We start from the raw sequence: 21,615 nt of genomic DNA, 5'->3' as shown, positions 1-21,615 counted from the left end.
GTGGCAACCTCGAAGTGATCCCGCCGCCGGGGCGACGGCGGGCTGCAGAAGGAGCACGGCATGGGACTTATCCATATCGACCTGTTCACCACGCTCGACGGCGTCGCGCAGGCGCCCGGAGGGCCGGAGGAGGACGCTGAAGGCGGTTTCGCGTTTGGCGGCTGGCAGGCGCCCCTCATCGACGAGGTGGTCGGCGACCAGATTGACTCCGGGATGGCGGGGATGGACGCGCTGCTGCTTGGGCGCCGGACCTACGACATTTTCGCCTCGTACTGGCCGCAGGCGAACGGGGACATCGCGCGGCTGTTAAACCGCCTCCCGAAATACGTGGCATCGCGCCAGACGCCCACCCTCGAGTGGGCCGGCTCCACACTGCTCGGCCCTGATGTCCCCGCCGCAGTGCGCGAACTGCGCGAAAAGCACGAGAACATCCACGTCATCGGCAGCCTCGACTTCGTGCAGACCCTGTTCGCCGAGAAGCTCTTCGACCGGCTCACGCTCTGGGTGTATCCGATCCTCCTCGGCGGCGGCAAAAAGGTCTTCGCCAACGGGGTGGTTCCGACGAACCTCACACTCATCGAGCCGGTGGTCGCCTCACCGAAGGGTGCGGTGCTGCAGCGCTACGCGCTCGCCGACGGCACACCCGGCGTCGGCGACATGTCGGCCGTCGACCAGGAGGGCTAGCCGCGGCGGTACAGGCCCTTGGCGTACGCGGCCTGCCCCACGTGCTGGAGGCAGTCGGCAATCGTGCTGGAGGCTGCGCGGCTTCAGCCGTGCGGCCGGAACAGGTGGCTGCGGTATTGCTGTGCAAAACCTGTTCCAGTCCTGCGCCAATACTTCATAAACCGGCACCCTCGCTGAGGCATGCTGTAACCCGGGCGGCTACACCGTAGACGCACTTCTGGGGGGAAGCGAACGTCACATGAGCATGCCATAGCGCGCCAAACCATCCTTCCTCACCGCCCGAGAGCGAATCGCCGGCGAACCCCGTCCAGCTGACGGCATATCTCGCATCCATCACGCACTCCGGGCGCCCGGCACCAGGGCGCCCTTTGAAAGGAACCCAATGAGCTCAAAAGACCCCTACGGCGCACCGCAGCAGCCGCAGCCGCAGCAGGCCCCCTACGGCCAGGGGCCCGCCTACGGGCAAGCCCCCACTTATGGGCAGACCCCCGCCTTCGGGCAAGCACCCGTGGCCACACAGCCTTAGCCCGGCGCCCCTGGCCAATACCCGGGGGCCCCGGCACCCTATCCCGGCGGCCCAATGCTGGGTGGCTACGGAGTGAGCAACAAGTCCTTCCTTGTGACCTGGCTGCTCTCCCTGCTCGTCGGAGTATTCGGCGTCGACCGTTTTTACCTGGGCAAGGTCGGTACCGGACTGCTCAAGCTGTTCACCTTCGGAGGCATGGGTATCTGGGCACTCGTTGACCTCATTCTCGTTCTGACGAACAAGCAGCGCGACAAGCAGGGCCTCCCGCTGGAGGGCTATGACCAGCACAAGAAGGTCGCCCTCATCGTGACCGGAGTGGTCATTCTCCTCAGCATCATCTTCAACTCCACCCGGGGGCCTTCAGCTCCTGTTTCCGCACCTGCGGCTAACCAGGCAGCGGAAGCCCCCGATGCAGAGCCTGCAGCTAAAGCCCCGGCGGCTGAAGCTCCGGCTGCGTCCTCGGAAAAGAAGGTCGGCGAGGCATTCACTGCTGACATGGGCAACGGGAACACCGCCAAGATCACCATCCTTTCCGCCACCTACGGCCCCTCGATCACGACCGGTCCGTTCGACAGCCCGGCGAAGAACGGCGGCTACCTGACCCTCGATGTGCTTTGGGAGACGGAGAAGGGCGAGACCACCAGCAACCCGCTGTACTTCAAGGCCAAGGACGCTGACGGCCGCTCCGCCAGCGTTGAACTCATCATGGATGACCAGTTGGGATCCGGCGAGATCCCGGCCGGCGACAAGGCACGAGGCAAGGTTGCCTTTGACATCAAGTCGGGCACGTCTACCGTCATCATCACCAACCCGATCCTGCAGGAAGTCGCACGCATCAGTGTGACCCCTTAACGGCTGACGTTCCCCGAGGGAGCCCCCGTTTGGGGGCTCCCTCATCCATGGGGTCCCGGGGTGCTGTCAGGCCGTCGACGGCGGATCTCACACCAAGAGGGCAGCAGTGTCAGTCAGGGTTTCAGGCCCTTGGCGTACGCGGCCTGCCCCACGTGCTGGAGGCAGTCGGCAATCGTGCTGACCAGCCGCACGCCGAGGGTAACTGGCGGGTCCCAGCGGGTGTCGACGATGCGGTCCAGGTCCTCGTCGCTGAGGTTCTGCAGAAAGCCCACGGTCTGCCGGTGAACGGCGTCGTAGTATTCGAGCAGCAGCGCCGGCGGGGCTTTCACCGAATCGACCTGCACGCTCGAATGGCCGTAGCCGGTGTCACGCTTCTGCAACGGCAGGTCGAAGCGGCCCACAAACCCCTGCGAGGCCCAGACCTGTTCCAGGCCAGCGGCGGAGGCGACCTGCGCATCCTCCACCCGGCCAAGGTGCCAGATCAGCCACGCCATCGAGTTTCCGGTGCCCGCTGGCCGCCGGACCAGGACCCCGCCGTCGACCCCCTCAAGAGCGGCCTCCACGGTCTCCCGGATCCGGCCAAAGGCGTCCAGCAACAGTTCGTTGGATTTCATCAGGTCCCCTTTGCATTTCCATGTGATCGCTCCGGGACAATCTACTTCAGGATCTCCGCGCGGCGCAGGCGCACTATTTCCTCCAGCACATCCTCCGGGACGGGATGGTCCGGGGTAAAGCGGATGGTCCCCTTTGACAACGAATATCCCTCCAGCCGGTTGGCGACGGCGTCAACCACCGCCGGGGGGAACGGGAAAATGGAGAGGTGCTTCGCCGCTGCCACGACACCAAGGAGGGGCTTCCCCTCAAATTTCAAGCGGGCATCCCGTAGCCCACCCCTTCAACGGCTTCGGGAACGACGGCCCTGGCAATGTCTATGACCCGTTGATGACAACCGCGTTCGGGCTCGGGCAACGCGGCCAAGGAATCGTCAACGGTGCCCATGTCGCTCAGTCTATTCCGCGTACCACATCCGCGGTCTGCGACGGCGACGAGTGGCGGGGTGTGGAAGCCGGACAGTTCTCCCCATTGCGCACGGGCTGCCAACGACTAGAGTCAGGCTCGGCTGTCAGACGAAATCAGGGGGACAACGGATGCAACCACCTCAGGGCTACGGCCCACCGCCAATGCCTGCGCAGCAGCCTCAGGGACCTTCGTATCCGCAGTATGGGCCACCGCAGCAGAGCTTTCAGCCACCACCGAAGAAGAGCAAACTCGGCTGGATTCTGGGTGCGGTTGGTGTTGTGACCGTCCTGTTTGTTCTCCTCCTCTTCGCCGGATGCTCCGCCTTGGTCAATGGCCTCAACGAAGGAGGCAACCATCAGGAAAAGGCCCGCACGATATGGCCATGGCGGACACCCTGCCGGAAGAGGATTGGCAGCTCAAGGTACGAGTCGATCCAAAAGTGGAGCAGGGCTGCCTCTCGATCGACATCGAGTGCGTGCGACTGAACGCCTCATGGTCGGTGCCCCATGAGGTGACTGTGGAAGACGCTGCCTCCCGTCTGGGACTGGATTGCAGTGATGCCGCAAGGACCTACAAGGGCTGCCCCCGGAAAAACTCGACAGATGGCATCACTGCAGACCTTCGTATCTATCCGGCCGAGGATGCGCCAGGCATGTGGAAGGTCGCCATTGACCTGAGGGCAAAATAGGAATGGAAGATATGCAACCACCGCAGGGCCACGACGCGCAGCCGGAACCCTCGCAGCGGCCTCAGGTTCCGCAGAAGAAGAACAGGCTCGGATGGATTCTCGGTGGCGCCGCCGCTGCAACCGCACTGATCGTGGTCCTCCTCTTCGCCGGTTGCGCCGCCTTGGCTGACGCCGTCAAGAACGGCGGCAGCAATGAGGAGAAAGCCCAGGCGATGATCTCCAAAGCCGACGACCTGCCACAGAGTGACTGGCAACTCGTGGAACGTTCAGATCCGGACACCGGCTGCCTTTCAACAGATATCGCCTGCGTCCGGCTGAGCGCAACGTGGTCGGTGAACCATGAAGTGGGCCTTGAAGACACCGCCGGCCGGCTGGGAGTGGACATCAGCGGCCCACCACTGGGCAGGTACACCGGTTGCCTCAAGTCTGAAATGGAGGACGGAGGCATGGCAAGGGTTTGCATCGACCCCGCCCCGGATCTGGACGACAACTGGCTTGTCCGCATTGAGCTCACCGCAAAGTAGCGGCTCCTGTGCGACTCCCCGGTCTTGCCCTGGCCTGCCGCCCTTGCAATACTTCAGCCATGCCTCCCTTCCCCGCCACCGTTGCCGAAGACGTCCTCCACCAGCCTGCGCGCGTCCAGTTCGAGGCCTTCCTCAATGAACACCGGAGCATGCTCAGCTCCTGCCTGGACGGGCTGACCGAAGAGCAGGCCCGGAGGTCCCTGGTCCCGTCTCGGACCACGCTGCTCGGCCTGGTGAAGCATGCCACCTTCGTGGAAAAGGTCTGGTTCGACGAAGCGATCACGTGCCGGTCGCGCGCCGAGATCGGCATCCCGGCCACACCGGATGAGTCGTTCATCCTCGACGATGCGGACACCATCGCCACGGTCCAGCAGGCCCACCTTGACGCCTGCGAGGCCTCCCGCAGCGCCACGTCAGTCCTGGAGCTCGACGACGTGCTCCGCGGCAACCGCCGCGGACCGCTGCCGCTGCGCTGGGTGTACCTGCACATGCTGCGGGAGCTCGCCCAGCACTGCGGTCACGCCGACATCCTCCGCGAGCAGATCACCACCGGCTAAGGCCGCAGCCGCAGCCCCCACTTGCCGCCAGCACCCCGTCGGAGCATAATGGTTAGCAGGGCTAATTAGCATTGCTAAGTAAATTCGCGGGAGGCGCAACACACAGTGACGGCAACGGACCGGGAGCCCCAGGACAGCATCAATCCGGATATTCTGGCCATCGACCTTCGGACGGCGGTGATGCGCACTTCCCGCAGGCTCCGCGTGGAGGCAACCGGTGATGTCATCACGCCGGGCCAGTACACGGTCCTGGCCCAACTCAACGGTGGCGGCCCGCAGACCCTCCGCGAGCTGGCAGAACGCGAGCACGTGCAGGCGCCCTCCATGACCCGGATCGTGAATGCCCTCACTGAGCTGGGCTTTGTTACCCGGACAGCCCATCCGCTGGACGGGCGCCAGGTCCAGGTGGGAATCACCCCTGCCGGCGAGGCCATCCTGGCCGAGGCGCGTGAGCAACGGACCGCCTGGCTGGCCCACCGTGTCGCCGGACTGAGTGACGAGGACCGCCGGATCCTGAGCCGGGCGGCCCGCATCATGCAGCAGCTGAGCGCCAAATGAGCGCCATGTTCCAGGCCCTGGACAACCCCAATTACCGCGTGTGGGCGGGCGGGGCGCTCGTCTCCAATATCGGCACGTGGATGCAGCGTGTGGCTCAGGACTGGCTGGTACTGACCGTCCTCACCGACCACTCCGGCACGGCCGTCGGCATCACCACCGGCCTGCAGTTCCTGCCGATGCTGTTGCTTGGCCCCTACGGGGGCGTGCTCGCGGACCGGCACCGCAAACGTGTGATCCTGCTCTGGACGCAGCTGGCGATGGGCTTGTGCGGGCTGGCCATCGGACTCCTGGTGGTGACCGGCACCGCCCAGCTGTGGCACGCCTACCTGGCCGCCCTGTGCCTTGGACTGGCCAGCGCCATTGACGCACCGGCCCGCCAGTCCTTCGTCTCAGAACTGGTGGGGCAGGACAAGGTGGCCAACGCGGTGGCCCTGAACTCCGCCTCCTTCAACACGGCAAGGCTCACCGGCCCGGCCATCGCCGGTGTGCTGATTGCATGGGTGGGCACCGGGCCGGTCTTCCTGCTCAACGCAGCCAGCTTCGCCGCCGTCATCATCTCGCTGTTCCGGATCCGCACCTCGGAACTGGCCCCGTCCACGCTGGCAGTCCGTGGCAAGCACCAGGTGGCCGAGGGCCTGCGGTACGTGCGGGGCCGGCCGGACCTGGTGCTCATCCTGGTCATGGTGGGGATCCTTGGCGCCTTCGGGATGAATTTCCCCATCACCAACGCGCTGATGTCCACCGCGGAGTTCGGGGTTGGACCGGGTGAATTCGGGCTGCTGGGCTCCATCATGGCCGTCGGGACCCTGGCCGGTGCCCTGCTCGCCGCCCGCCGGTCCGGCCCCCGGCTGCGTTTCCTGCTCGGCGGGGCGCTCGGACTCGGGTTCTTCACGCTGGTGGGCAGCGTGTCGCCGTCGTTCTGGCTCTACGCCGCGGTGCTGATACCGGTGGGCCTGGCCTCAATCACCTTCCTGAACAGCTGCAACACCAGCATCCAGCTCTCCGTGGAGCCGCAGTTCCGGGGGCGGGTGCTGGCCCTCTACCTGGCCGTGCTCCAGGGCGGCACCGCCGTCGGGGCGACGCTGATGGGGTGGATCGGCACGGAATTCGGCGCGCGCTGGTCAGTGGCCGCCGGCGGCCTCATCGTATTGCTGACAGGCCTGCTCTCCGTCATCGCCGTCAGCCGGCGCAGCCCGCTGACCTTCCGGGGACAGCTGCGAACCGCGTTCCCCGGGAAACGGACCCGTGGCATGGGAGTCTCGGACGCATAGAGCCATGGCTGCCGCAGCCCGAGGGCTGGTGCCGGCACGGGATCGAAACCCAGCAGGAGGACCCCGGTTCCACGCTCGCACTCGTGACTGCCGCCGTCGTACTCCGCCGGAAGTTGTGGCAACACGGCGTGTTCACCGCGGACGAAGGCGGCAGTCTGGGTGTTGCGGGACTGTGGTTCCGCGGGACTAAGGTGTTGCGACCACGCCGTGACGTGCGTGGGTTCAGCCTTGCTTGGCGGCCCAGTCGACGACGCGCTGAGTGCTTTCCTCCTCGGAGAGGTCTTCGACGCGGGTCATGATGGACCAGCGCACACCGTACGGGTCCCGGATGCTGGCGAACCGGTCTCCTGAAACAAAGGTGGACAGCGGCTCCCGAACGGTTGCACCCGCTCCCTCGGCGCGCGCAACGAAGGCGTCCACATCGGCGCAGTAGAAGCCGACGGAATAGCAGTCATCATCGCCGTTCGGCGCCGGGACAAGGTGATAGTCGGGGTTGGGCTCGCCAATTTGGAGCCGCCCCTGACCGAAGTCCAGTTCGGCGTGGACCACGATTCCGCCGATCTCGGTGGCATTCACGGTGCGCGCGCCGAAAACGTCCTGGTAGAAGGTGATGGCCTCCTTGGCGGAGGTGATCGCCAGGAACGGCGTGATGCTCGTGAAGCCGTGCGGGATACCGGATGTTGTGTGCTTGCCGTCGGCGGCAGCGGTCAGTTCGGTGCTTGTAGTATCAGTCATAAATCTCACGGTACGCAGCGGTCCGCCCCGCGGCTTGGAGAATTGCGACAGCCTAAATTAGGAGTGCCCGCCGATGGTGGATTCGTTCAAGGGAATCCTCTACCCGGCCCGGCTTCCCACGTTTCACCGCGTGCCCGCGCCTGAGTCCGTAACGAACCTGGTGCAGTGGTTTTGGATCCCCGAATGGGACATTGAGCCGGGGCACACGTCACGCCAGCACCTCATCGCGTTCCCGGCGTCCAATCTGGTGGTCCAGAAGGATCTCGTGGAGTTCGCCGGCCCAACAACCCGCCGGTCACACCGCGACCTCACGGGCCGGGGCTGGGCCGTCGGGGCCCTCCTGCGTCCCGCGCTGGTGCCGCGTTTCACGGTTGATCCGGGGAGCCTGCGGGATGCCCAGCTGCCGCTGCCACTCGCGGATCTGCAGGCCTCCGTGTCGGCGGCGATGAGCGGAACCGATCCACTGGAACGCCGGCAACGCGCGGTGGAGGCCTTCACTGGCTGGCTGGTGACGGAGGGTCCGGAGGTGTCGGAGGAGGGCCTTCTTGCCAACGCGATGATGGATCTGGTCGGAACATGCACCGACGTGACCCGCCTTGAAGACGTCGCGGCGCGTCTGTTCGTTTCGCCTCGAACCCTTCAACGGGTGGCGAAGAAGTACATCGGCCTGAGCCCGTCCGCGCTCATCCGAAGGCGCCGCCTGCAGGAGGCCGCTGACCGGTCCCGGACCGACCCGGCAGCTGACCTCGCGGCGATAGCTGCCGAGCTCGGCTACACCGATCATGCCCATCTGACGAACGACTTCCAAAAGACCCTGGGGTTCACGCCGAGCACGTACCGGCGGTCAGTCGTCCAGGACCAAGCCGGGGGCACGTCGTCGCGTTAGCATGGTCCCAACACGTCCCTACCAGGAGGCTACATGCCGTACACCGTTGACTTCGAGAACGTTTCCACTGTCGGCTTGGAATCGTCTCCGGTCGCCGAAACCCTCGCCGGGTTGCGGGCCAACGAGGCCCGCTATTACCGGAACAAGTACGGCCACGTGTTCTCAGTGAGCCCCGCAAGCGAGGTTCCGGAGGTGGTGGACCGGGTGACCCGGATCCTCCGGGATGAGCGTGACATCGTCATCGGATCCCGTCCGCTGGAAGCCACCGCCTTCGAAGTCGACGGTTTGCGGATGGCCTACGTTTTCTATGAGTCGGGGCTGTCGGTCAACGTCATGTACAGCATCGATGACGGCGGGAAGCGGGCGGTCGGGTTCAAACTCGCCGACGGTATGGCAATTCCGGAGGAACTGGCGCCGCGCTTCAAGTTCGCCCGGCAAAAATCGAAGCTGGCGGGCGTTATTCGCGGCTCCTACTTCGTGATCAAGGGCGAGTACTGACCAGACACCGGTCGGTTATCCACGGCTGGAATGGTGCGCCGACCCCACGAAGTCCAGGGCTTCACGGGCCAGGGCCAGCCACGACTCGTCATCGTCATCAGTGACGGTGAGCCACTCCTTCATCGCACGGCCCTTGCCGGCGTCGTACGGTGCACCGGCCCCGGACCCGATCAGCGCGGTAACGCGATCACGCGGCAGCTTCACAACAAGCCTGCCTCCGGCGAGCATCGCAAAAATCGAGCCGTTGACCTTCAGCGCGGACGAACCGAACCCGCGGCGTCCCGGTTCACCCGGAACCGCGACCCCTGGACTGGCCCTGAATTCGTCCGCCAGCGCGTTGAAACGCTCCTCGGGAAGCATGGAATCATCGTCCCGCCCCGGGCTTCGGGGAACAACCCCTCTGACCGGGCCGGCCGCGCTCGGGCAAAGTTGACGGGCCGGAGCGGGACGCCGTGCGAGGATACCGGAATGGAATTGACCTCCGAAGTACTGCGTTATGCCGCCTTTACCGCCACCCCCGAGGGGGGAAATCCGGCGGGCGTAGTCCTGGACGCAACCCGGCTCGACGACGCCCGGATGCAGGCCATCGCAGCCGACATCGGATATGCCGAAACGGTCTTCGTCACCGAAACGAGGGTTGACGGCGACTTCCGCCGAAACCGTGTCCGGTACTTCTCCCCGATTGCCGAGGTGCCGTTTTGCGGCCATGCCACGATTGCTTTGGCCGTCGCACTGTCAGGGCGTGATGGTACGGGGACCTTTGTCTTCGACACGGCCGTGGGACCTGTCGCCATCGAGACTGCAGGCCAGGGTGCAGCGGTGACGGCGTGCTTCACAAGCGTTGAGCCGCGGGTGGCAGAGTTCCCCCACGGTGTTCTGGCCACCCTGCTCGGGTTGCTCGGCGCGGACCGGGGCGATCTGCACCCTGGGTACCCTCCGATGATCGCTTTTGCCGGAAACTGGCATCCCATTCTCGTCTTCGCGGAACGAAGGACCTTTGACTCATTCCTTTTCGACCCGGACTCCATGCGCACGCTGATGGATGCCCAGAACTGGGCCGGCACCGTCACGACGCTCTGCGAGATTGGACCGGGCGTGTACGACTCGCGCAACCTCTTCCCGGTTGGCACCATGACTGAAGATCCAGCGACCGGTTCGGCAGCCGCTGCCTTCGGCGGATACCTCCGCTTGCTTTCACTCGTGGAGCCGCCAAGCCGCGTAGTTGTCCACCAAGGCAGCCATGTGGGCCGCCCGAGCGTGCTCACAGTCGACACTCCTCCGTCCGGCGGGATTGCGGTAAGCGGTGAAGCAGTCGAGATCTCATGACGGAACTTGAGGACCACGGGCTGCCGTTGACCGCCCTTGCCGTGGCAGCAGGCCGTGCCGTCGAGACCTCCCGGCCCGACCAGCTAATCGCGGATCCGTTCGCTGCCGCCCTGGTGGAGGCCGCCCACTCCCACGTGGACCTGCCCACGGCATGGCCCGCCAGCCCGGAAGACGCCCCTCCGTTTCAGCAGCCGCTCCTGCTCGCGTCGATCTACCTCGGGATGCGGACCCGGTTCATCGACGACTTCCTGACGGCCGGCCCGCAGACCGCCCAGACCGTGATCCTGGGCGCAGGGCTGGACACCCGCGCCTACCGGCTCCCGTGGCCGGACGGCGCCCGGGTCATCGAGATCGACCACGCCAACGTCCTGGCGTTCAAGGCGTCCGTAATGACGGGCCTGTCCGCCGCCCCGGCCTGCGAGCTGATCACTGTGGCTACGGACCTGTCCCGGCCGTGGCGCGAGCCGCTCCTGGCGGCCGGCTTTGATCCGAAGCAGCCCACCACGTGGGTCCTCGAAGGCCTGCTGCCGTACCTCGATGCCGCCGCCCAGCTGGCGGTGCTGGAGGAGATGGCGGCATTGTCGGCGTCGGGATCCCGGGTGGTGATCGAGCGGGCGGTGGCCTTGCCCAAGACTGACGACCAGGAGGCAAAGCTGCGCGATTTCAGCCTCCAGACGGGGCTTTCCATGAGCGAACTGCTGGCGCGGGCCGATCCGCCTGACCCGGTGGCCCTGCTCGAATCGGCCGGCTTGACTCCGCGGAAACCGCCGCGCCCGGACCGGAGCCGACGGGCGATTCCGGCACGTCCGGCCAGTCGCGCGGCGGCTTCGTCACCCCTTGGAGTCCGTGAGCCGGTAGCATCAGGGCGAGTCTGTGAGGGTGGGTCTGACAGACCCTGCCTCGGGCCGAATAAATCAGGTAACTTGAGTGAAGGACACCGGCAACCGGCGCCGCGCTCCTTCCCCACTCCCTAAAAGGACTCTTCACCCGTGCCTCCCGCGACCTCCGTTTCCGCACGCGACCGTATGCCCTTCGGCGCGCTGTTGGTGCTGTCGATGATCGGCTTCACCGCCATCACCACCGAACTGCTGCCTTCCGGCCTGCTCCCCCAGATCAGCGCCGGCCTCAACGTGTCCGAGCCCGTGGCCGGCTACCTCACCGCCGGGTACGCCGCCGTCATCGTGGCCACTGTGATCCCGGCCGCCATGCTGCTGTCCCGCATCCCCCGGCACATCCTCCTGGTGGCGCTGGTCCTGACCTTCGCCATCAGCAACGCCCTGGTGGGCCTGGTGTCCGACTTCGGCGCCGCCCTCGCCGCCAGGCTCGTGGGCGGCATCGCCCACGGCCTGCTCTGGACCGCCATGGCCCCCTTCGTGGCGCGCATTGTTCCGGCCCACAAGGTGGGCAAGGCGATGGCCATCGTGTTCAGCGGCAACAGCCTTGGCCTGGCCATCGGCGCCCCGCTGGGAACCGCCCTGGGCGCGGCGGTCGGCTGGCGGGCGTCATTCCTCCTGCTAGCGGGCGCCGGCGTCGTGCTCGCGGCGCTGGCCATGTGGCTGCTGCCCGCCGTGCGGAGGATCCCGGACGCCCCGCGGCCGTCGCTGCGCAAGGCGATCGGCCAGCCCGGAGTGAAGCAGGTGGCCATCGCCTGGCCGCTGATGCTGATGGCGCACTTCGCGCTGTTCACCTTCATCGCCCCGTTCCTCCGCGAGGCCGGCCTGCCCGACTACAGCATCACCCTTTCGCTCACGGTCCTGGGATTCGCCGGGCTGGTGGGCATCTGGATCGCCGGCATCACCGTGGACATGCGGCCGCGCCGTTCACTGCTGATCACGACGGCGGTAATCGCCGCCGCGTTCCTCCTCCTGCCGCTGGGCGGCACAACCGTCCCCGGCGCCCTGGTGCTGATGGCGGTCTGGGGAGCGGCCTTCGGCGCGATCGGCATCTACAACCAGTCCGCCATCCTCCGCGCCGGCAAGGAATACCGGGAAGCCGCCAACGGCCTCACCGTGCTGACCATCCAGCTGGGGATTACCATCGGCGCGCTATACGGCGCGGCCGCCCTCACTACAGCGGGCCCGCTGCTGGTGCCGGTCGCCGCTGCGGTACCTATCGTCGTCGCCCTCGTGATTATGGTGACCGGGCGCAGGCACGCCTATCCGCCGGGGCCGAAAGAGGCGGGCTATGTGGCAGCGGAACAGAAAACAGCTCAGGCGCACACACCGGACGCCCAGGCTGCAACTCCGGCGGACGTGTCCGCCGGAGCGTAGGAAGATACGCGTAGGGCATAGGGGTGCGGCACCGCCACGGGACGGTGCCGCACGTGGTGCCTCCCGCCGTCGTGCTAGGAGCGGCGGCGGGAAACTCTATTGGCCGATATATTTCGGCCGGTTTTCTTCACACCTCTTGACTGAGCCGGTTCCATCCTCATCTAGGCCGCGACCGCCCCGATCTGCTGCATCAGGCTCAGTGTGTCGGAGGCGCCCCAGTGTTCCGCCACCTTGCCGTCCTCGATGCGGATGATGTCCACGCTGCTGAATTCCACGCTCTTGCCGCTGGCCGGAATACCCAGGAACTCCCCCTTGTGCGTACCTGACAGCACACCATGGGCAGCCTCCAGGTCACCGTCGGCCAGCACCGGATCCAGCTTGACGGTGAGGTCTGGAAACGCCGCGCGGATGGCGTTGACGTAGAACTTGACGCCGTCCCTTCCCGGAGGCTGCCCCGGCATGGGGTCCTCGTGATCCTGCATGCCCTCCAGCACGGATTCATCGATCAGGTCGAGATTGCCACCCACCAGAACCTCTTCGTAAAACCGCCGTATCAGTCCAGTCCCTTCAGCCATTGTCAGCTCCTTCGTTGGATGAGACCTGTCAGAATTCCCCCGGTCCACGGCCGCCGCACGCCGTGCGGAACGGCCGGTTACATCCCCATGCCGCCCGTCGCCGCGGGTATGAGGGCCACACCGAGTGCAATCACGGCGAGCGCCACCGCAACGGAGCGGTTGGCCAGCCGTTTCCAGGGCAGCATCTTCTCCCCGGCAATGAACGCCCCGATCAGCGCCATCCAGCCGAGGCTCATCACCCCAAGCGCAAACAGGGCCACCATCAGAGCCCAACAGCAGGCGACGCACCAGGCACCGTGCTCCACGCCCATCACCAGGGCGCCCCGATACCCGGGCCGCATGCGGTGCAGGATGAAGTCCATGGGGTTTCGGCATTTCATCAGGCTGACGTTCTTGGCGGGCGTCAGCTGATAAACCGCAGCCAGCATGATCACTCCCGCCGCCAGGTAGCGGCCGCCCTGATCCGAGCCGAAGAGCCCGGGAGCCACCTGCGCTACCGACATGTACAGCGAATAGGCCACCAGCCCGAACACCGTCCAGGAAATCAGGTAGCCGGCAACGAACACGGCGGTGGATCCGCCGGGCGCATACCGCCCCGTCGTGCGCCGGTGGTGCTGGATCCTGTCATAGGCCACCACCATGGGGGCCACGGAGGGGAACATCATGGCCGCCAGCATTACCACCCACGTGGTGACGAAGAATCCCAGCGGACCCGGATCCGTCCAGCGGCCCATGTCCATCCCACTCAGCTGGGTGGACGTGAAGATCCAGCTCATCGCTGCCAACAGGAGCAGGACAGCGATCAGGCTGGCTTCCCGCGGGTCAATGCGGGGGGCGGTGTGCGCTCTTGCCTGTCCCTGCGCAGCGAGCCCGGAGACGGCAGCACCCGAAATGGCGGCGCGCGCAAAGATGCGCCCGCGGCCTCTCTTAAAAAGCCTCCTGTGATACATCGGCCGGCCGCGCTTAGCCGCGGCCCTTCGGGGCACCCTCTGCCATCTCACTTGCGAAAGTGAAGTCCGCGGACTCGCCGTAGACGCCGTCGAAGTCCAGGCCAAAGAGGTCCGAGTGTCCCGGCGCCTTGCCGATCCGGAACTCCGGGGCGAAGCCGAACATCGCGTTCTTCTCAGTGGTGAAACCGCCGTCCGGCCCCAGCAACGGCTCGAATGTGAAGTCAGCGCGCCCGGCCACCGAACCCGACGGCCTGTCGCCATCGGAGAACGTGACGCTCGCACGCTCGACTCCTAACCATTCTCCGTACAACGCCGCAAAATCTGCGAACGGGCCGCCGGCCTCCCCATGAAGGATGCTTTCCAAGGCAGTGGCCTGCGCGTCCGATGCGCCGTCGTCGAGGACGACTCCCACCTTCCAGCCGCCCGCCGAGAGGTTCGACGGGAACCAGTTGCAGAAGGCGAACGCGATGCCCGACAGATCGGTATCATCGAGTTTTCCACTAGCGATGTTGAACACAGCCACGCCGCGGCACTCTCCGTTCGGTCCCGTAGGCGTACCATCCACCGGGCACGGACAAATTAACTGGCAATTGCAGTTGGCGACATACTTTCCGGAAATTTCCCAAGACATTAGGACTCCTTGCTGGCGCCATCGCCTAGCAGAAGCGGCCCAGACTCCAGCGCCGAAAATACTCAGGAACGGGGCGGATGGCCCCGTTAAGGCCGACAGTATTCCCGTGGAATCCGGGTGTCAATATGCCGTGTAGACAAGGAAATCGGGCGACGAAAGGGTGCCTTTATTGCCCCCCTCCGGACAGCTCATTTCCGCTCGCGCCACAGCAGTGTCACGCCGAACGCGACGGCACCCAGCACTAGCATAGTGAGCACGATCAGGCCCCAGTTGGCCTGGTTCACGCCACTGCCGTAGAAGATGCCGATCAACACCGTCGCCGTGATGGCGCCCAGATACCGGCACGTCTGGAAGATGCCGGCCGCCACCCCTCGCTCTTCCGGCTGGGTCGACACATACATGCCCTGGCTCGAGGCGATGCTCACCACGCTCCACGGAATACCCATCAGCGCGGTGACCGCCAGCACCAGCGGAATGGCGAACGAGGCGGTCAGCAGCCACGTGATCCCCGCAGCGGCCACCAGCGACAGCACGCCGGCAATCAACACCCGCCGCACACCGTAGCGTTCGATCGCGCGGACCGCGAACGGCGTTGCGATCACGGACATCGCCGCCAGCGGCAGCATCAGGAGACCCACGACGCCGGGATCGTAGCCGGCCGCTTCCTGCAGCAGCTGCGGCAGCCCAAAGAACGCAAGGTAGTAGATGCCGTTGAACACGGCGAAGCCTAGGTAGACCAGCAGCAGCGGCCGGTTCCTGCCGAGCAGCCGCAGGTCCAGGAACGGCGGGCTGAACTTCAGCTCACGCCAGACGAACAGGGCCGCCAGCGCCGTTCCACCGGCGAGCAGCCACCAGCGCATGTCCGGCAGCACATTCAGCAGCGCCATCATGACCAGCATCAGGGACCCGACGAAGCCCAGGATGCCGGGGATATCCGAATCGCGCAGCAGCTCCGCGGCACTTCCGCGCTCGCGGGCCGCGTCCACCGGGGCGAACTTCCAGACAACAAGCAGTGCTGCCAGGCACAGCGGCACGTTGATCAGGAACAGCGCCTGCCAGCCGACCAGGCTCACCAGCAGACCGCCCACCACCGGGCCGACCGCCGCAGCCGAAGTGTTGGCCATCTGGATCCGGCCGAGCGGCCGGGTGGACTTCACGTTCGCCGTCTTGGCCAGAGCGCCGACGATGACTACTGCGCTTGGATACGCGGTGGCTGTGCCCAGCGCCATAAATGCCCGAGCGACGCAGAGCAGGGCGAAGTTTGGCGCGAACGGAGCAAGCGCGCAGGTCACCGCCACCAGCACCATCCCGAAAGTGAACAGGCGCCGCGGACCGAAGCGGTCCGCCAGCCGGCCCATCAGCGGCTGGCCCGCCGCGGAGGTGAGGTAGAAGGCGGTAATCACCCAGGTGACCGTGGCGACGTCGAGCCCGAAATCCGCACGCAGCACCACGAGGGCGACGGCGATCATGGACGAGTTCAGCGGGTTCAGCGAAGTGCCCAGGCTGAGGCCGGCCACGGCGAGGGCTGTCCGGGGTTTGTTGCTCACGGAAACAGTCTGTCCCACATTTGCGCGGGAGGCCGAACTTGGTTACGGCCGCGCCTGAGTGGCACCGGCCGCGTCGCCACCAGCGGTGGTGGCCACCGGATTCGAAGCGGTCAGCCCGCGGCCTGACCCTCGCGGGCAACCTCCTCCAGAATCCTGGCTGTCGGCGACGCCGTCATCAGTTGCCCTATGACCTCCGGTTTATCCCACACGTCGCTGCGGAGCCTTCCCAGAAAGGCGGACGCAGCGTCCTTGGTGTCGAAGTCAAGGAGCACGGCCACGCTGTTCTGGTCGTCTGTGTCCCGAAACAGGCGCACAGACCGGGCGCCCGAGGCGGCGCGGCCAGCGGGATCGCTGTCGAATACTTTCTTGAAAGCCTCAAAGTCCCGGACCGGATAGCTGATCTGCAGGGTGAACATCCTAGTTCCTTTCCCTCGTTCTGTGTCAGCTCAAAGATAGGCCTTCCAGCGTCATCCCGGTAGGGCCCGACGCTGACCGTGATCCGGTGCTGCGTCGGGAAGCCCGCCCCGTAGGGTGAGCGCAGAAAGTTCTCCGTGAACGCTCCCAGTATTCCATGAGAACAAGCAACTGTCATGATCTTGAATCGCTCTATTATCAATCAATAGTCATGTGCTAGAACTGGGAGCGCACACAGATAAGAGCTGATTCAATTCATACCGTCAGGGAGGACGACATGAAAAAACACCACAGGGAACTTCACCCCCAGGCGAAGCGGCACCGACAACCAGCGGTGCTGGCGGCGTCGCTCCTTACGGTGCTGGCGCTGCCCGCCGGGATGGCGCCGGCCACTGCGGAGAACCCGGCTGCACCGGGCGATGACACCATCATCAACGGCGGCTTCGCTAGTGGGCTGACCGGCTGGAAAGTCACCGGGAAGCCGGCCTCCACTACGACAGAGGCAATTGCCGGAAATGCCCAACTCAGCCAGCGTCTCGACGCCGACGGCACCGTAACCGCACGCCAGAAAACCGGAAGCCTGGCCGAGGGGTGGTGGACGGTTTTCGCCCGCGTAAAGGCCGAAGGAACCCTCGGCGCCTCACGGATCGGCCTCAAGAACTGCGGCGTCGACGGCGAAACCGTCCTGCCGTCCACCGCGCAGGACGGCGCCTGGCTACAGATCTCGGCCGACGCCTACGTCTCGAAGGGCGCTTGCGAGATCGTGATCGAAACCCGCGGCACGGCCGGAGACTGGGCCATCGTCGACGACGTCACGCTCACGCCGGGCTCGGTCCAGCGAGCCGTCCGCGGCGCCGACCTTTCCAACCTGGCCAAGAATGAGGACAAGGGCGCTGTCTACTTCGACGCCCGGGGCAAGCCGGTGGACGCCGTCGAGGCCTTCGCCGATGGCGGCGCCAACATGGTGCGGCTCAAGGTGTGGGTCAACCCGGCTGATGGCTACAACACCACCAACGAAGTGGTGGCCACGGCCAAGCGCGCAAAGGCCGCCGGCATGAAGGTCCTTGTTGACTTCCACTACAGCGACCGCTGGACCGACCCCGGCGCCCAGGGAACACCGGCAGCCTGGGCCGGCCTGAGCCCGCAGGAAACGGCGGATGCCGTCTATGCCCATACCTTCGAGGTGCTGACCGCGCTGAAGGACGCCGGCGCGACGGCGGACTCCGTCCAGGTGGGCAACGAGATCAACCCGGGCATGCTGTGGCCCCTTGGCCAGACCTGGGACGTGAACCCCGCGGATAACGTCACGGGAGCGCAGTGGGACAACCTCGCACTGTTCCTCTCGGCAGGCTCACGCGCTGCAAAGGACGTCAGCGCCGGGACGGATGTCATCCTGCACCTGACCAACATCAACAACGGCATCGGCGGCCTCACTTGGTGGTTCGACGAGGTGACAAAGAGGGGCGTCCGGTTCGACACCATCGGCCTGTCCTACTACGGCTATTGGCACGGTTCCATGGCCGATCTGCAGAATGCCATCACCACGCTGTCAGCCCGCTACGACCGCGACGTTATCGTCGTCGAAAACTCCTACCCGTTCACCCTCGACGACGACACGGTTGACCCCTGGGAAAACGTGATTAGAAGCCTGAGCCAACTGGTTCCCGGCTACCCGGCAACCCCGGAAGGACAGGCCGCCAACTTCCGGGCCGTCCAGGACGTAGTGGCCTCCGCACCCGGCGGCCGGGGCATCGGGGTGGTCTCCTGGGAGCCCGCCTGGACGGCGGTTCCGGGCAATGGCTGGGATCCCGCCGATCCCACCACGGGCAACGCGTGGGAGAACCAGGCCATGTTCGACTTCGACGGCCGGGCGCTTCCTGTTCTGCAGGAATTCGCACCCGACCCGGACGTCAGGCGGTAGTCCGGTATTTCGCCGGAGCCGCATCTGCCTGGGCAACAGGCAGGTGCGGCTCTACTTCGTAGCCTTTGCCACGGTGAACAGGAACGTCGAGTCCTCTTCCGCTTCCAGGCTGTGCAGTCCCTCCGGAACGATCAGCAGGTCACCGGGTTTGCCGTCCCAGGAGTCGTCGCCGGCCCGCAGCCGGATACTCCCTTGAAGGACAAAGACTGTGGCGTCACCAGGATTCTGGTGCTCGCTCAACTGCGTGCCGGCCTTGAGCGCCATGACCGTCTGGCGAAGCACCTTCTCATGCCCGCCGTAGACGGTGTCGGCAGCCCGCCCGTTGCTCGCTGCAAGGGCCGCGGCAAGCTGCTGCCGGGCCAGGGCGTCGATCGAAATTTTCTGCATGAGGCCACGGTACTCAAACGGGCCTTCCGGCGATATAGGCCGGTGGACCTGCCAGGCAGAAGCGCGCGAAAAAACGTATACCCCGTCGGCTGCGGCCGGGCCAGCACAACCTCTGGACAGCACGTCCCGCCGTCAGTAAATTCAAAGAATAGATCCCACTGGATGCACGACGGGAAAGAGCCGGTCATGGCCACTTATGATTACGCCTCCGGAACTGCGGCGCCCACCGCGTACCCCCAGGTGGTACCGCGGCGCAAGGGACGCATGGTGGTCAACTGGATCACCACCACAGACCACAAGACCATCGGGTACTTGTACCTGATCGCGTCCTTCGTATTCTTCTGCTTCGGCGGCGTGATGGCCCTGCTGATCCGCGCCGAACTGTTTGAACCGGGCATGCAGATCCTGCAGACCAAGGAACAGTACAACCAGCTGTTCACCATGCACGGCACGGTCATGCTCCTCATGTTTGCAACGCCGCTGTTCGCGGGCTTCACCAACGTCATCATGCCGCTGCAGATCGGTGCCCCGGATGTCGCCTTCCCCCGACTGAACGCACTGGCTTTCTGGTTCTTCCTGTTCGGCTCCACGATCGCCGTCTCCGGCTTCATCACCCCGCAGGGTGCCGCGTCGTTCGGCTGGTTTGCGTACGCCCCGCTGAATAACACCACATTCACCCCCGGCGTGGGCGGTGACCTGTGGGTCTTCGGCCTCGCGCTGTCCGGCTTCGGCACTATCCTCGGCGCCGTCAACTTCATCACCACCATCGTCTGCATGCGCGCCCCGGGCATGACCATGTGGCGCATGCCCATCTTCACGTGGAACGCCCTGGCCACGTCCATCCTGGTGATCATGGCCTTCCCGCCGCTGGCCGCAGCGCTGTTCGCCCTTGGCGCCGACCGCAAGTTTGGTGCCCACATCTACGATCCCGAGAACGGCGGTGCCGTCCTCTGGCAGCACCTGTTCTGGTTCTTCGGCCACCCCGAGGTATACATCATCGCCCTGCCGTTCTTCGGCATCGTGTCCGAGATCTTCCCGGTCTTCAGCCGCAAGCCGATCTTCGGCTACAAGGGCCTGGTCTACGCAACCATTGCGATCGCGGCGCTGTCCGTGACCGTATGGGCACACCACATGTACGTCACCGGCTCGGTCATGCTGCCGTTCTTCGCCTTTATGACAATGCTGATCGCGGTACCGACCGGTGTGAAGTTCTTCAACTGGATCGGCACCATGTGGGGCGGCTCGCTCACCTTTGAGACGCCCATGCTGTGGAGCATCGGCTTCCTCGCGACCTTCCTCTTCGGCGGCCTGACCGGCATCATCCTGTCCTCGCCGCCGCTGGACTTCCACGTCTCGGACTCCTACTTCGTGGTGGCCCACTTCCACTACGTGGTGTTTGGTACCGTGGTGTTCGCTATGTTCGCCGGCTTCTACTTCTGGTGGCCGAAGTGGACCGGCAAGATGCTCAACGAGCGCCTCGGCAAGATCCACTTCTGGATGCTGTTCCTCGGCTTCCACGGAACCTTCCTGATCCAGCACTGGCTGGGAGTCGAGGGCATGCCCCGCCGCTACGCCGACTACATGCCGCAGGACAACTTCGCCTGGATGAACCAGTTCTCCACCATCAGCTCTTACCTTCTCGGTGCCTCGATGATCCCGTTCTTCTGGAACGTGTACATCACCTGGCGCAGCCGCGAAAAGGTCGAGGTGGACGATCCCTGGGGCTTTGGAGCATCGCTGGAGTGGGCCACGTCCTGCCCGCCGCCGCGCCACAACTTCACGTCGCTGCCGCGCATCCGCTCGGAGCGCCCGGCCCTGGACCTCCACCATCCAGAGCTTCGGGTGCGTGAACACGAGACCACCCATTCGCCGGCCGCAGACGTCCTCGGGGCGGCAGATATCGGCGAAAAGGACGTGCGGAATCCGAATCCGGACGAGTAACCGCAAGATCGAAGGCTTACATCCATAGCGCTGCCCTGTAGCGCTGCTCCGCGGCTGCGCCTTCCTTTGCCCCTTTGCCGCCCTTTCCCCCTGGTCTGCGTCTGGCGCCTGCTGACGATGGTGCGGCGCGGCACCGTGTTCTCCCACGCTGCCTTCCGCTACGTGGACGTGGTGACCGGCGCCGTCGCGGCGGCTTCCCAGTGGCCCGCGACGCCGAAGCCAAACACCTGCAGGACGAACTGGACGAGGTGATCTGATGCCGATCATCGTGGACATTGACGTGATGCTGGCAAAACGCAAGATGCCCGTGGGCACGCTCGCGGACCGCGTGGGAATCACCCCCGCCAACCTGGCGGTGCTCAAGAACGGCCGGGCCAAAGCGGTGCGCTTCACCACGCTCGAGGCTCTGTGCGAGGTGCTCGGGTGCCAGCCCGGGGGACCTGCTGCGGTGGGAACCCGGAGATGCGGAGGACCTGACGTCCCTGACCGTGGACGACGAACAGAAGCCCGATTCGCGAGATAATTGAGTTATGGCCGACCAGGATCAGGACAGGGACCTCTGGGACGAGTTCGACAGTCTCAAGCCCGGAGCCCCCGACCGCGTCGGGGGCTACCCCGGAGGTGAGCCTTTGGGCTTTGGCTTCCGAACGGGAGTCCGCAGCGCAAGGGTGGCCCTCGGCTTCGCCGTGTACACCCTGGTTCTCGGAACCGTGCTGGTCCTCGTGGGCGCCGTCTTTTTCGTCAGCCAGGGCGAGTGGCTGATGCTCGCGCTGATGGTGCTGATCGAGGCCGTTTTCCTCTACGCCTTCACCCGGCTGGTGAAGCAGGCCCGCAACCGGCGCTCCGCCCGCTAG

Annotated in this window: 27 protein-coding genes and 2 pseudogenes; 18 read left to right on the top strand and 11 right to left on the bottom strand. The window is 65.4% G+C overall.

The window, feature by feature from the left end; all coding sequences use genetic code 11:
- Positions 1-60: 60 nt before the first annotated feature.
- The 3 genes from J7I79_RS04400 (at position 61) to J7I79_RS04390 (ending at position 2,062) form a co-directional block, all read left to right on the top strand.
- Positions 61-684: a dihydrofolate reductase family protein gene (locus tag J7I79_RS04400; protein ID WP_214950750.1), complete on the top strand. Its 624-nt coding sequence runs from the start codon at positions 61-63 to the stop codon at positions 682-684.
- Positions 685-1,066: 382 nt separating this feature from the next.
- The gene (locus J7I79_RS04395; RefSeq protein WP_214950748.1) at positions 1,067-1,210 is read left to right on the top strand and encodes a hypothetical protein; all 144 of its coding nucleotides are present in this window, start codon (positions 1,067-1,069) and stop codon (positions 1,208-1,210) included.
- A gap of 72 nt (positions 1,211-1,282) precedes the next feature.
- Positions 1,283-2,062 (top strand): TM2 domain-containing protein, encoded by a 780-nt coding sequence (locus J7I79_RS04390; RefSeq protein ID WP_311380515.1) that lies wholly within the window; start codon positions 1,283-1,285, stop codon positions 2,060-2,062.
- A 113-nt stretch (positions 2,063-2,175) separates the two neighbouring features.
- Here J7I79_RS04390 and J7I79_RS04385 read toward each other — a convergent pair whose 3' ends face one another.
- From J7I79_RS04385 to J7I79_RS24710, 3 genes are read right to left on the bottom strand one after another with little or no spacing between them, the layout of a single operon-like run.
- Entirely contained in the window at positions 2,176-2,676 is a 501-nt protein-coding gene (locus J7I79_RS04385; protein WP_214950745.1) for a mycothiol transferase, read from the bottom strand.
- A gap of 41 nt (positions 2,677-2,717) precedes the next feature.
- On the bottom strand, positions 2,718-2,933 hold the full coding sequence (locus J7I79_RS24715; protein ID WP_311380514.1) for a hypothetical protein: 216 nt from the start codon (positions 2,931-2,933) through the stop codon (positions 2,718-2,720).
- Entirely contained in the window at positions 2,930-3,061 is a 132-nt protein-coding gene (locus tag J7I79_RS24710; RefSeq protein WP_311380513.1) for a hypothetical protein, read from the bottom strand. The genes J7I79_RS24715 and J7I79_RS24710 overlap by 4 nt, the downstream gene beginning before the upstream one ends.
- A 403-nt stretch (positions 3,062-3,464) precedes the next feature.
- Here J7I79_RS24710 and J7I79_RS04375 point away from each other — a divergent pair, with 403 nt between their 5' ends.
- The 5 genes from J7I79_RS04375 to J7I79_RS04355 all read left to right on the top strand — a co-directional run bounded on the left by J7I79_RS04375 (position 3,465) and on the right by J7I79_RS04355 (position 6,680).
- Positions 3,465-3,770: a hypothetical protein gene (locus tag J7I79_RS04375; protein ID WP_214950743.1), complete on the top strand. Its 306-nt coding sequence runs from the start codon at positions 3,465-3,467 to the stop codon at positions 3,768-3,770.
- A gap of 11 nt (positions 3,771-3,781) precedes the next feature.
- Positions 3,782-4,294 (top strand): hypothetical protein, encoded by a 513-nt coding sequence (locus J7I79_RS04370; protein ID WP_214950741.1) that lies wholly within the window; start codon positions 3,782-3,784, stop codon positions 4,292-4,294.
- 59 nt (positions 4,295-4,353) lie between these two features.
- Positions 4,354-4,851 carry a DinB family protein gene (locus tag J7I79_RS04365; protein WP_214950739.1) on the top strand — a complete coding sequence of 166 codons (498 nt, stop codon included), beginning with the start codon at positions 4,354-4,356 and terminating at the stop codon, positions 4,849-4,851.
- Positions 4,852-5,031: 180 nt separating this feature from the next.
- Positions 5,032-5,409: a MarR family winged helix-turn-helix transcriptional regulator gene (locus J7I79_RS04360; protein WP_214950871.1), complete on the top strand. Its 378-nt coding sequence runs from the start codon at positions 5,032-5,034 to the stop codon at positions 5,407-5,409.
- On the top strand, positions 5,406-6,680 hold the full coding sequence (locus J7I79_RS04355) for an MFS transporter (protein ID WP_214950737.1): 1,275 nt from the start codon (positions 5,406-5,408) through the stop codon (positions 6,678-6,680). The genes J7I79_RS04360 and J7I79_RS04355 overlap by 4 nt, the downstream gene beginning before the upstream one ends.
- Positions 6,681-6,902: 222 nt before the next feature.
- On the opposite strand, the gene J7I79_RS04350 is transcribed toward J7I79_RS04355, so the two are convergent.
- Positions 6,903-7,415, bottom strand: coding sequence for a glyoxalase/bleomycin resistance/extradiol dioxygenase family protein (locus tag J7I79_RS04350; protein ID WP_214950735.1), 513 nt, complete (start codon positions 7,413-7,415; stop codon positions 6,903-6,905).
- A 73-nt stretch (positions 7,416-7,488) separates the two neighbouring features.
- On the opposite strand from J7I79_RS04350, the gene J7I79_RS04345 reads away from it, so the two are divergent.
- Positions 7,489-8,301 (top strand): AraC family transcriptional regulator, encoded by an 813-nt coding sequence (locus J7I79_RS04345; RefSeq protein ID WP_214950729.1) that lies wholly within the window; start codon positions 7,489-7,491, stop codon positions 8,299-8,301.
- Positions 8,302-8,334: 33 nt separating this feature from the next.
- A complete protein-coding gene (locus J7I79_RS04340; protein WP_214950727.1) occupies positions 8,335-8,799 on the top strand; it encodes a phage tail protein in 465 nt (154 codons plus the stop codon).
- A 15-nt stretch (positions 8,800-8,814) separates the two neighbouring features.
- Here the strand turns inward: J7I79_RS04340 and J7I79_RS04335 are convergent, their stop codons facing one another.
- Positions 8,815-9,159: a TfoX/Sxy family protein gene (locus tag J7I79_RS04335; RefSeq protein WP_214950725.1), complete on the bottom strand. Its 345-nt coding sequence runs from the start codon at positions 9,157-9,159 to the stop codon at positions 8,815-8,817.
- Positions 9,160-9,267: 108 nt separating this feature from the next.
- Here J7I79_RS04335 and J7I79_RS04330 point away from each other — a divergent pair, with 108 nt between their 5' ends.
- From J7I79_RS04330 to J7I79_RS04320, 3 genes are read left to right on the top strand one after another with little or no spacing between them, the layout of a single operon-like run.
- On the top strand, positions 9,268-10,125 hold the full coding sequence (locus tag J7I79_RS04330) for a PhzF family phenazine biosynthesis protein (RefSeq protein ID WP_214950723.1): 858 nt from the start codon (positions 9,268-9,270) through the stop codon (positions 10,123-10,125).
- On the top strand, positions 10,122-11,099 hold the full coding sequence (locus J7I79_RS04325; protein WP_214950722.1) for an SAM-dependent methyltransferase: 978 nt from the start codon (positions 10,122-10,124) through the stop codon (positions 11,097-11,099). Before J7I79_RS04330 ends, J7I79_RS04325 begins: the two co-directional genes overlap by 4 nt.
- Positions 11,100-11,114: 15 nt before the next feature.
- Positions 11,115-12,395, top strand: a complete 1,281-nt coding sequence (locus J7I79_RS04320; RefSeq protein ID WP_396020161.1) for an MFS transporter — start codon at positions 11,115-11,117, stop codon at positions 12,393-12,395.
- 161 nt (positions 12,396-12,556) lie between these two features.
- Here J7I79_RS04320 and J7I79_RS04315 read toward each other — a convergent pair whose 3' ends face one another.
- The 5 genes from J7I79_RS04315 to J7I79_RS04295 form a co-directional block, all read right to left on the bottom strand.
- Positions 12,557-12,970, bottom strand: coding sequence for an ester cyclase (locus J7I79_RS04315; RefSeq protein ID WP_214950720.1), 414 nt, complete (start codon positions 12,968-12,970; stop codon positions 12,557-12,559).
- Between the two features lie 77 nt (positions 12,971-13,047).
- Complete coding sequence (locus J7I79_RS04310) at positions 13,048-13,746, bottom strand: DUF2182 domain-containing protein (RefSeq protein ID WP_251042391.1); 699 nt, start codon at positions 13,744-13,746, stop codon at positions 13,048-13,050.
- Between the two features lie 187 nt (positions 13,747-13,933).
- Positions 13,934-14,551, bottom strand: coding sequence for a DUF1326 domain-containing protein (locus J7I79_RS04305; protein ID WP_214950716.1), 618 nt, complete (start codon positions 14,549-14,551; stop codon positions 13,934-13,936).
- 188 nt (positions 14,552-14,739) lie between these two features.
- On the bottom strand, positions 14,740-16,098 hold the full coding sequence (locus tag J7I79_RS04300) for an MFS transporter (protein WP_214950715.1): 1,359 nt from the start codon (positions 16,096-16,098) through the stop codon (positions 14,740-14,742).
- Positions 16,099-16,208: 110 nt separating this feature from the next.
- Positions 16,209-16,514 (bottom strand): hypothetical protein, encoded by a 306-nt coding sequence (locus tag J7I79_RS04295; RefSeq protein WP_214950713.1) that lies wholly within the window; start codon positions 16,512-16,514, stop codon positions 16,209-16,211.
- Between the two features lie 275 nt (positions 16,515-16,789).
- On the opposite strand from J7I79_RS04295, the gene J7I79_RS04290 reads away from it, so the two are divergent.
- Complete coding sequence (locus tag J7I79_RS04290; RefSeq protein ID WP_214950712.1) at positions 16,790-18,433, top strand: glycosyl hydrolase 53 family protein; 1,644 nt, start codon at positions 16,790-16,792, stop codon at positions 18,431-18,433.
- A 51-nt stretch (positions 18,434-18,484) separates the two neighbouring features.
- On the opposite strand, the gene J7I79_RS04285 is transcribed toward J7I79_RS04290, so the two are convergent.
- Positions 18,485-18,820 carry a cupin domain-containing protein gene (locus tag J7I79_RS04285; protein ID WP_214950710.1) on the bottom strand — a complete coding sequence of 112 codons (336 nt, stop codon included), beginning with the start codon at positions 18,818-18,820 and terminating at the stop codon, positions 18,485-18,487.
- Positions 18,821-19,006: 186 nt separating this feature from the next.
- Between J7I79_RS04285 and ctaD the strand changes: the two genes are divergently transcribed.
- The 4 genes and pseudogenes from ctaD to J7I79_RS04265 all read left to right on the top strand — a co-directional run bounded on the left by ctaD (position 19,007) and on the right by J7I79_RS04265 (position 21,615).
- Positions 19,007-20,761, top strand: coding sequence for a cytochrome c oxidase subunit I (gene ctaD, locus J7I79_RS04280; protein ID WP_214950708.1), 1,755 nt, complete (start codon positions 19,007-19,009; stop codon positions 20,759-20,761).
- 90 nt (positions 20,762-20,851) lie between these two features.
- Positions 20,852-20,959 (top strand): annotated as a pseudogene (locus tag J7I79_RS24890) (DUF2975 domain-containing protein); the annotation flags it as partial.
- Between the two features lie 58 nt (positions 20,960-21,017).
- A pseudogene (locus J7I79_RS04270) lies at positions 21,018-21,288 on the top strand (helix-turn-helix domain-containing protein).
- A gap of 3 nt (positions 21,289-21,291) precedes the next feature.
- Positions 21,292-21,615: a hypothetical protein gene (locus J7I79_RS04265; RefSeq protein ID WP_214950707.1), complete on the top strand. Its 324-nt coding sequence runs from the start codon at positions 21,292-21,294 to the stop codon at positions 21,613-21,615.

Source organism: Arthrobacter sp. ISL-69 (assembly GCF_018613775.1).
Taxonomy (GTDB): Bacteria; Actinomycetota; Actinomycetes; order Actinomycetales; family Micrococcaceae; genus Arthrobacter.
The sequence above is the reverse complement of the archived record's forward strand: the minus strand, read 5'-3'. Positions and strand labels throughout refer to the sequence as shown.

Coding starts and splice junctions, on each gene's coding strand:
- J7I79_RS04310 (WP_251042391.1), bottom strand. CDS start 13,746: ATGAGCTGGATCTTCACGTCCACCCAGCTGAGTGGGATGGACATGGGC.
- J7I79_RS04265 (WP_214950707.1), top strand. CDS start 21,292: ATGGCCGACCAGGATCAGGACAGGGACCTCTGGGACGAGTTCGACAGT.
- J7I79_RS04350 (WP_214950735.1), bottom strand. CDS start 7,415: ATGACTGATACTACAAGCACCGAACTGACCGCTGCCGCCGACGGCAAG.
- J7I79_RS04305 (WP_214950716.1), bottom strand. CDS start 14,551: ATGTCTTGGGAAATTTCCGGAAAGTATGTCGCCAACTGCAATTGCCAG.
- J7I79_RS04330 (WP_214950723.1), top strand. CDS start 9,268: ATGGAATTGACCTCCGAAGTACTGCGTTATGCCGCCTTTACCGCCACC.
- J7I79_RS04370 (WP_214950741.1), top strand. CDS start 3,782: ATGCAACCACCGCAGGGCCACGACGCGCAGCCGGAACCCTCGCAGCGG.
- J7I79_RS04340 (WP_214950727.1), top strand. CDS start 8,335: ATGCCGTACACCGTTGACTTCGAGAACGTTTCCACTGTCGGCTTGGAA.
- J7I79_RS04400 (WP_214950750.1), top strand. CDS start 61: ATGGGACTTATCCATATCGACCTGTTCACCACGCTCGACGGCGTCGCG.
- J7I79_RS04385 (WP_214950745.1), bottom strand. CDS start 2,676: ATGAAATCCAACGAACTGTTGCTGGACGCCTTTGGCCGGATCCGGGAG.
- J7I79_RS04290 (WP_214950712.1), top strand. CDS start 16,790: ATGAAAAAACACCACAGGGAACTTCACCCCCAGGCGAAGCGGCACCGA.
- J7I79_RS04395 (WP_214950748.1), top strand. CDS start 1,067: ATGAGCTCAAAAGACCCCTACGGCGCACCGCAGCAGCCGCAGCCGCAG.
- J7I79_RS04335 (WP_214950725.1), bottom strand. CDS start 9,159: ATGCTTCCCGAGGAGCGTTTCAACGCGCTGGCGGACGAATTCAGGGCC.
- J7I79_RS04295 (WP_214950713.1), bottom strand. CDS start 16,514: ATGTTCACCCTGCAGATCAGCTATCCGGTCCGGGACTTTGAGGCTTTC.
- J7I79_RS04365 (WP_214950739.1), top strand. CDS start 4,354: ATGCCTCCCTTCCCCGCCACCGTTGCCGAAGACGTCCTCCACCAGCCT.
- J7I79_RS04345 (WP_214950729.1), top strand. CDS start 7,489: ATGGTGGATTCGTTCAAGGGAATCCTCTACCCGGCCCGGCTTCCCACG.
- J7I79_RS04315 (WP_214950720.1), bottom strand. CDS start 12,970: ATGGCTGAAGGGACTGGACTGATACGGCGGTTTTACGAAGAGGTTCTG.
- J7I79_RS04360 (WP_214950871.1), top strand. CDS start 5,032: ATGCGCACTTCCCGCAGGCTCCGCGTGGAGGCAACCGGTGATGTCATC.
- J7I79_RS24710 (WP_311380513.1), bottom strand. CDS start 3,061: ATGGGCACCGTTGACGATTCCTTGGCCGCGTTGCCCGAGCCCGAACGC.
- J7I79_RS04375 (WP_214950743.1), top strand. CDS start 3,465: ATGGCGGACACCCTGCCGGAAGAGGATTGGCAGCTCAAGGTACGAGTC.
- J7I79_RS04325 (WP_214950722.1), top strand. CDS start 10,122: ATGACGGAACTTGAGGACCACGGGCTGCCGTTGACCGCCCTTGCCGTG.
- ctaD (WP_214950708.1), top strand. CDS start 19,007: ATGGCCACTTATGATTACGCCTCCGGAACTGCGGCGCCCACCGCGTAC.
- J7I79_RS04355 (WP_214950737.1), top strand. CDS start 5,406: ATGAGCGCCATGTTCCAGGCCCTGGACAACCCCAATTACCGCGTGTGG.
- J7I79_RS04285 (WP_214950710.1), bottom strand. CDS start 18,820: ATGCAGAAAATTTCGATCGACGCCCTGGCCCGGCAGCAGCTTGCCGCG.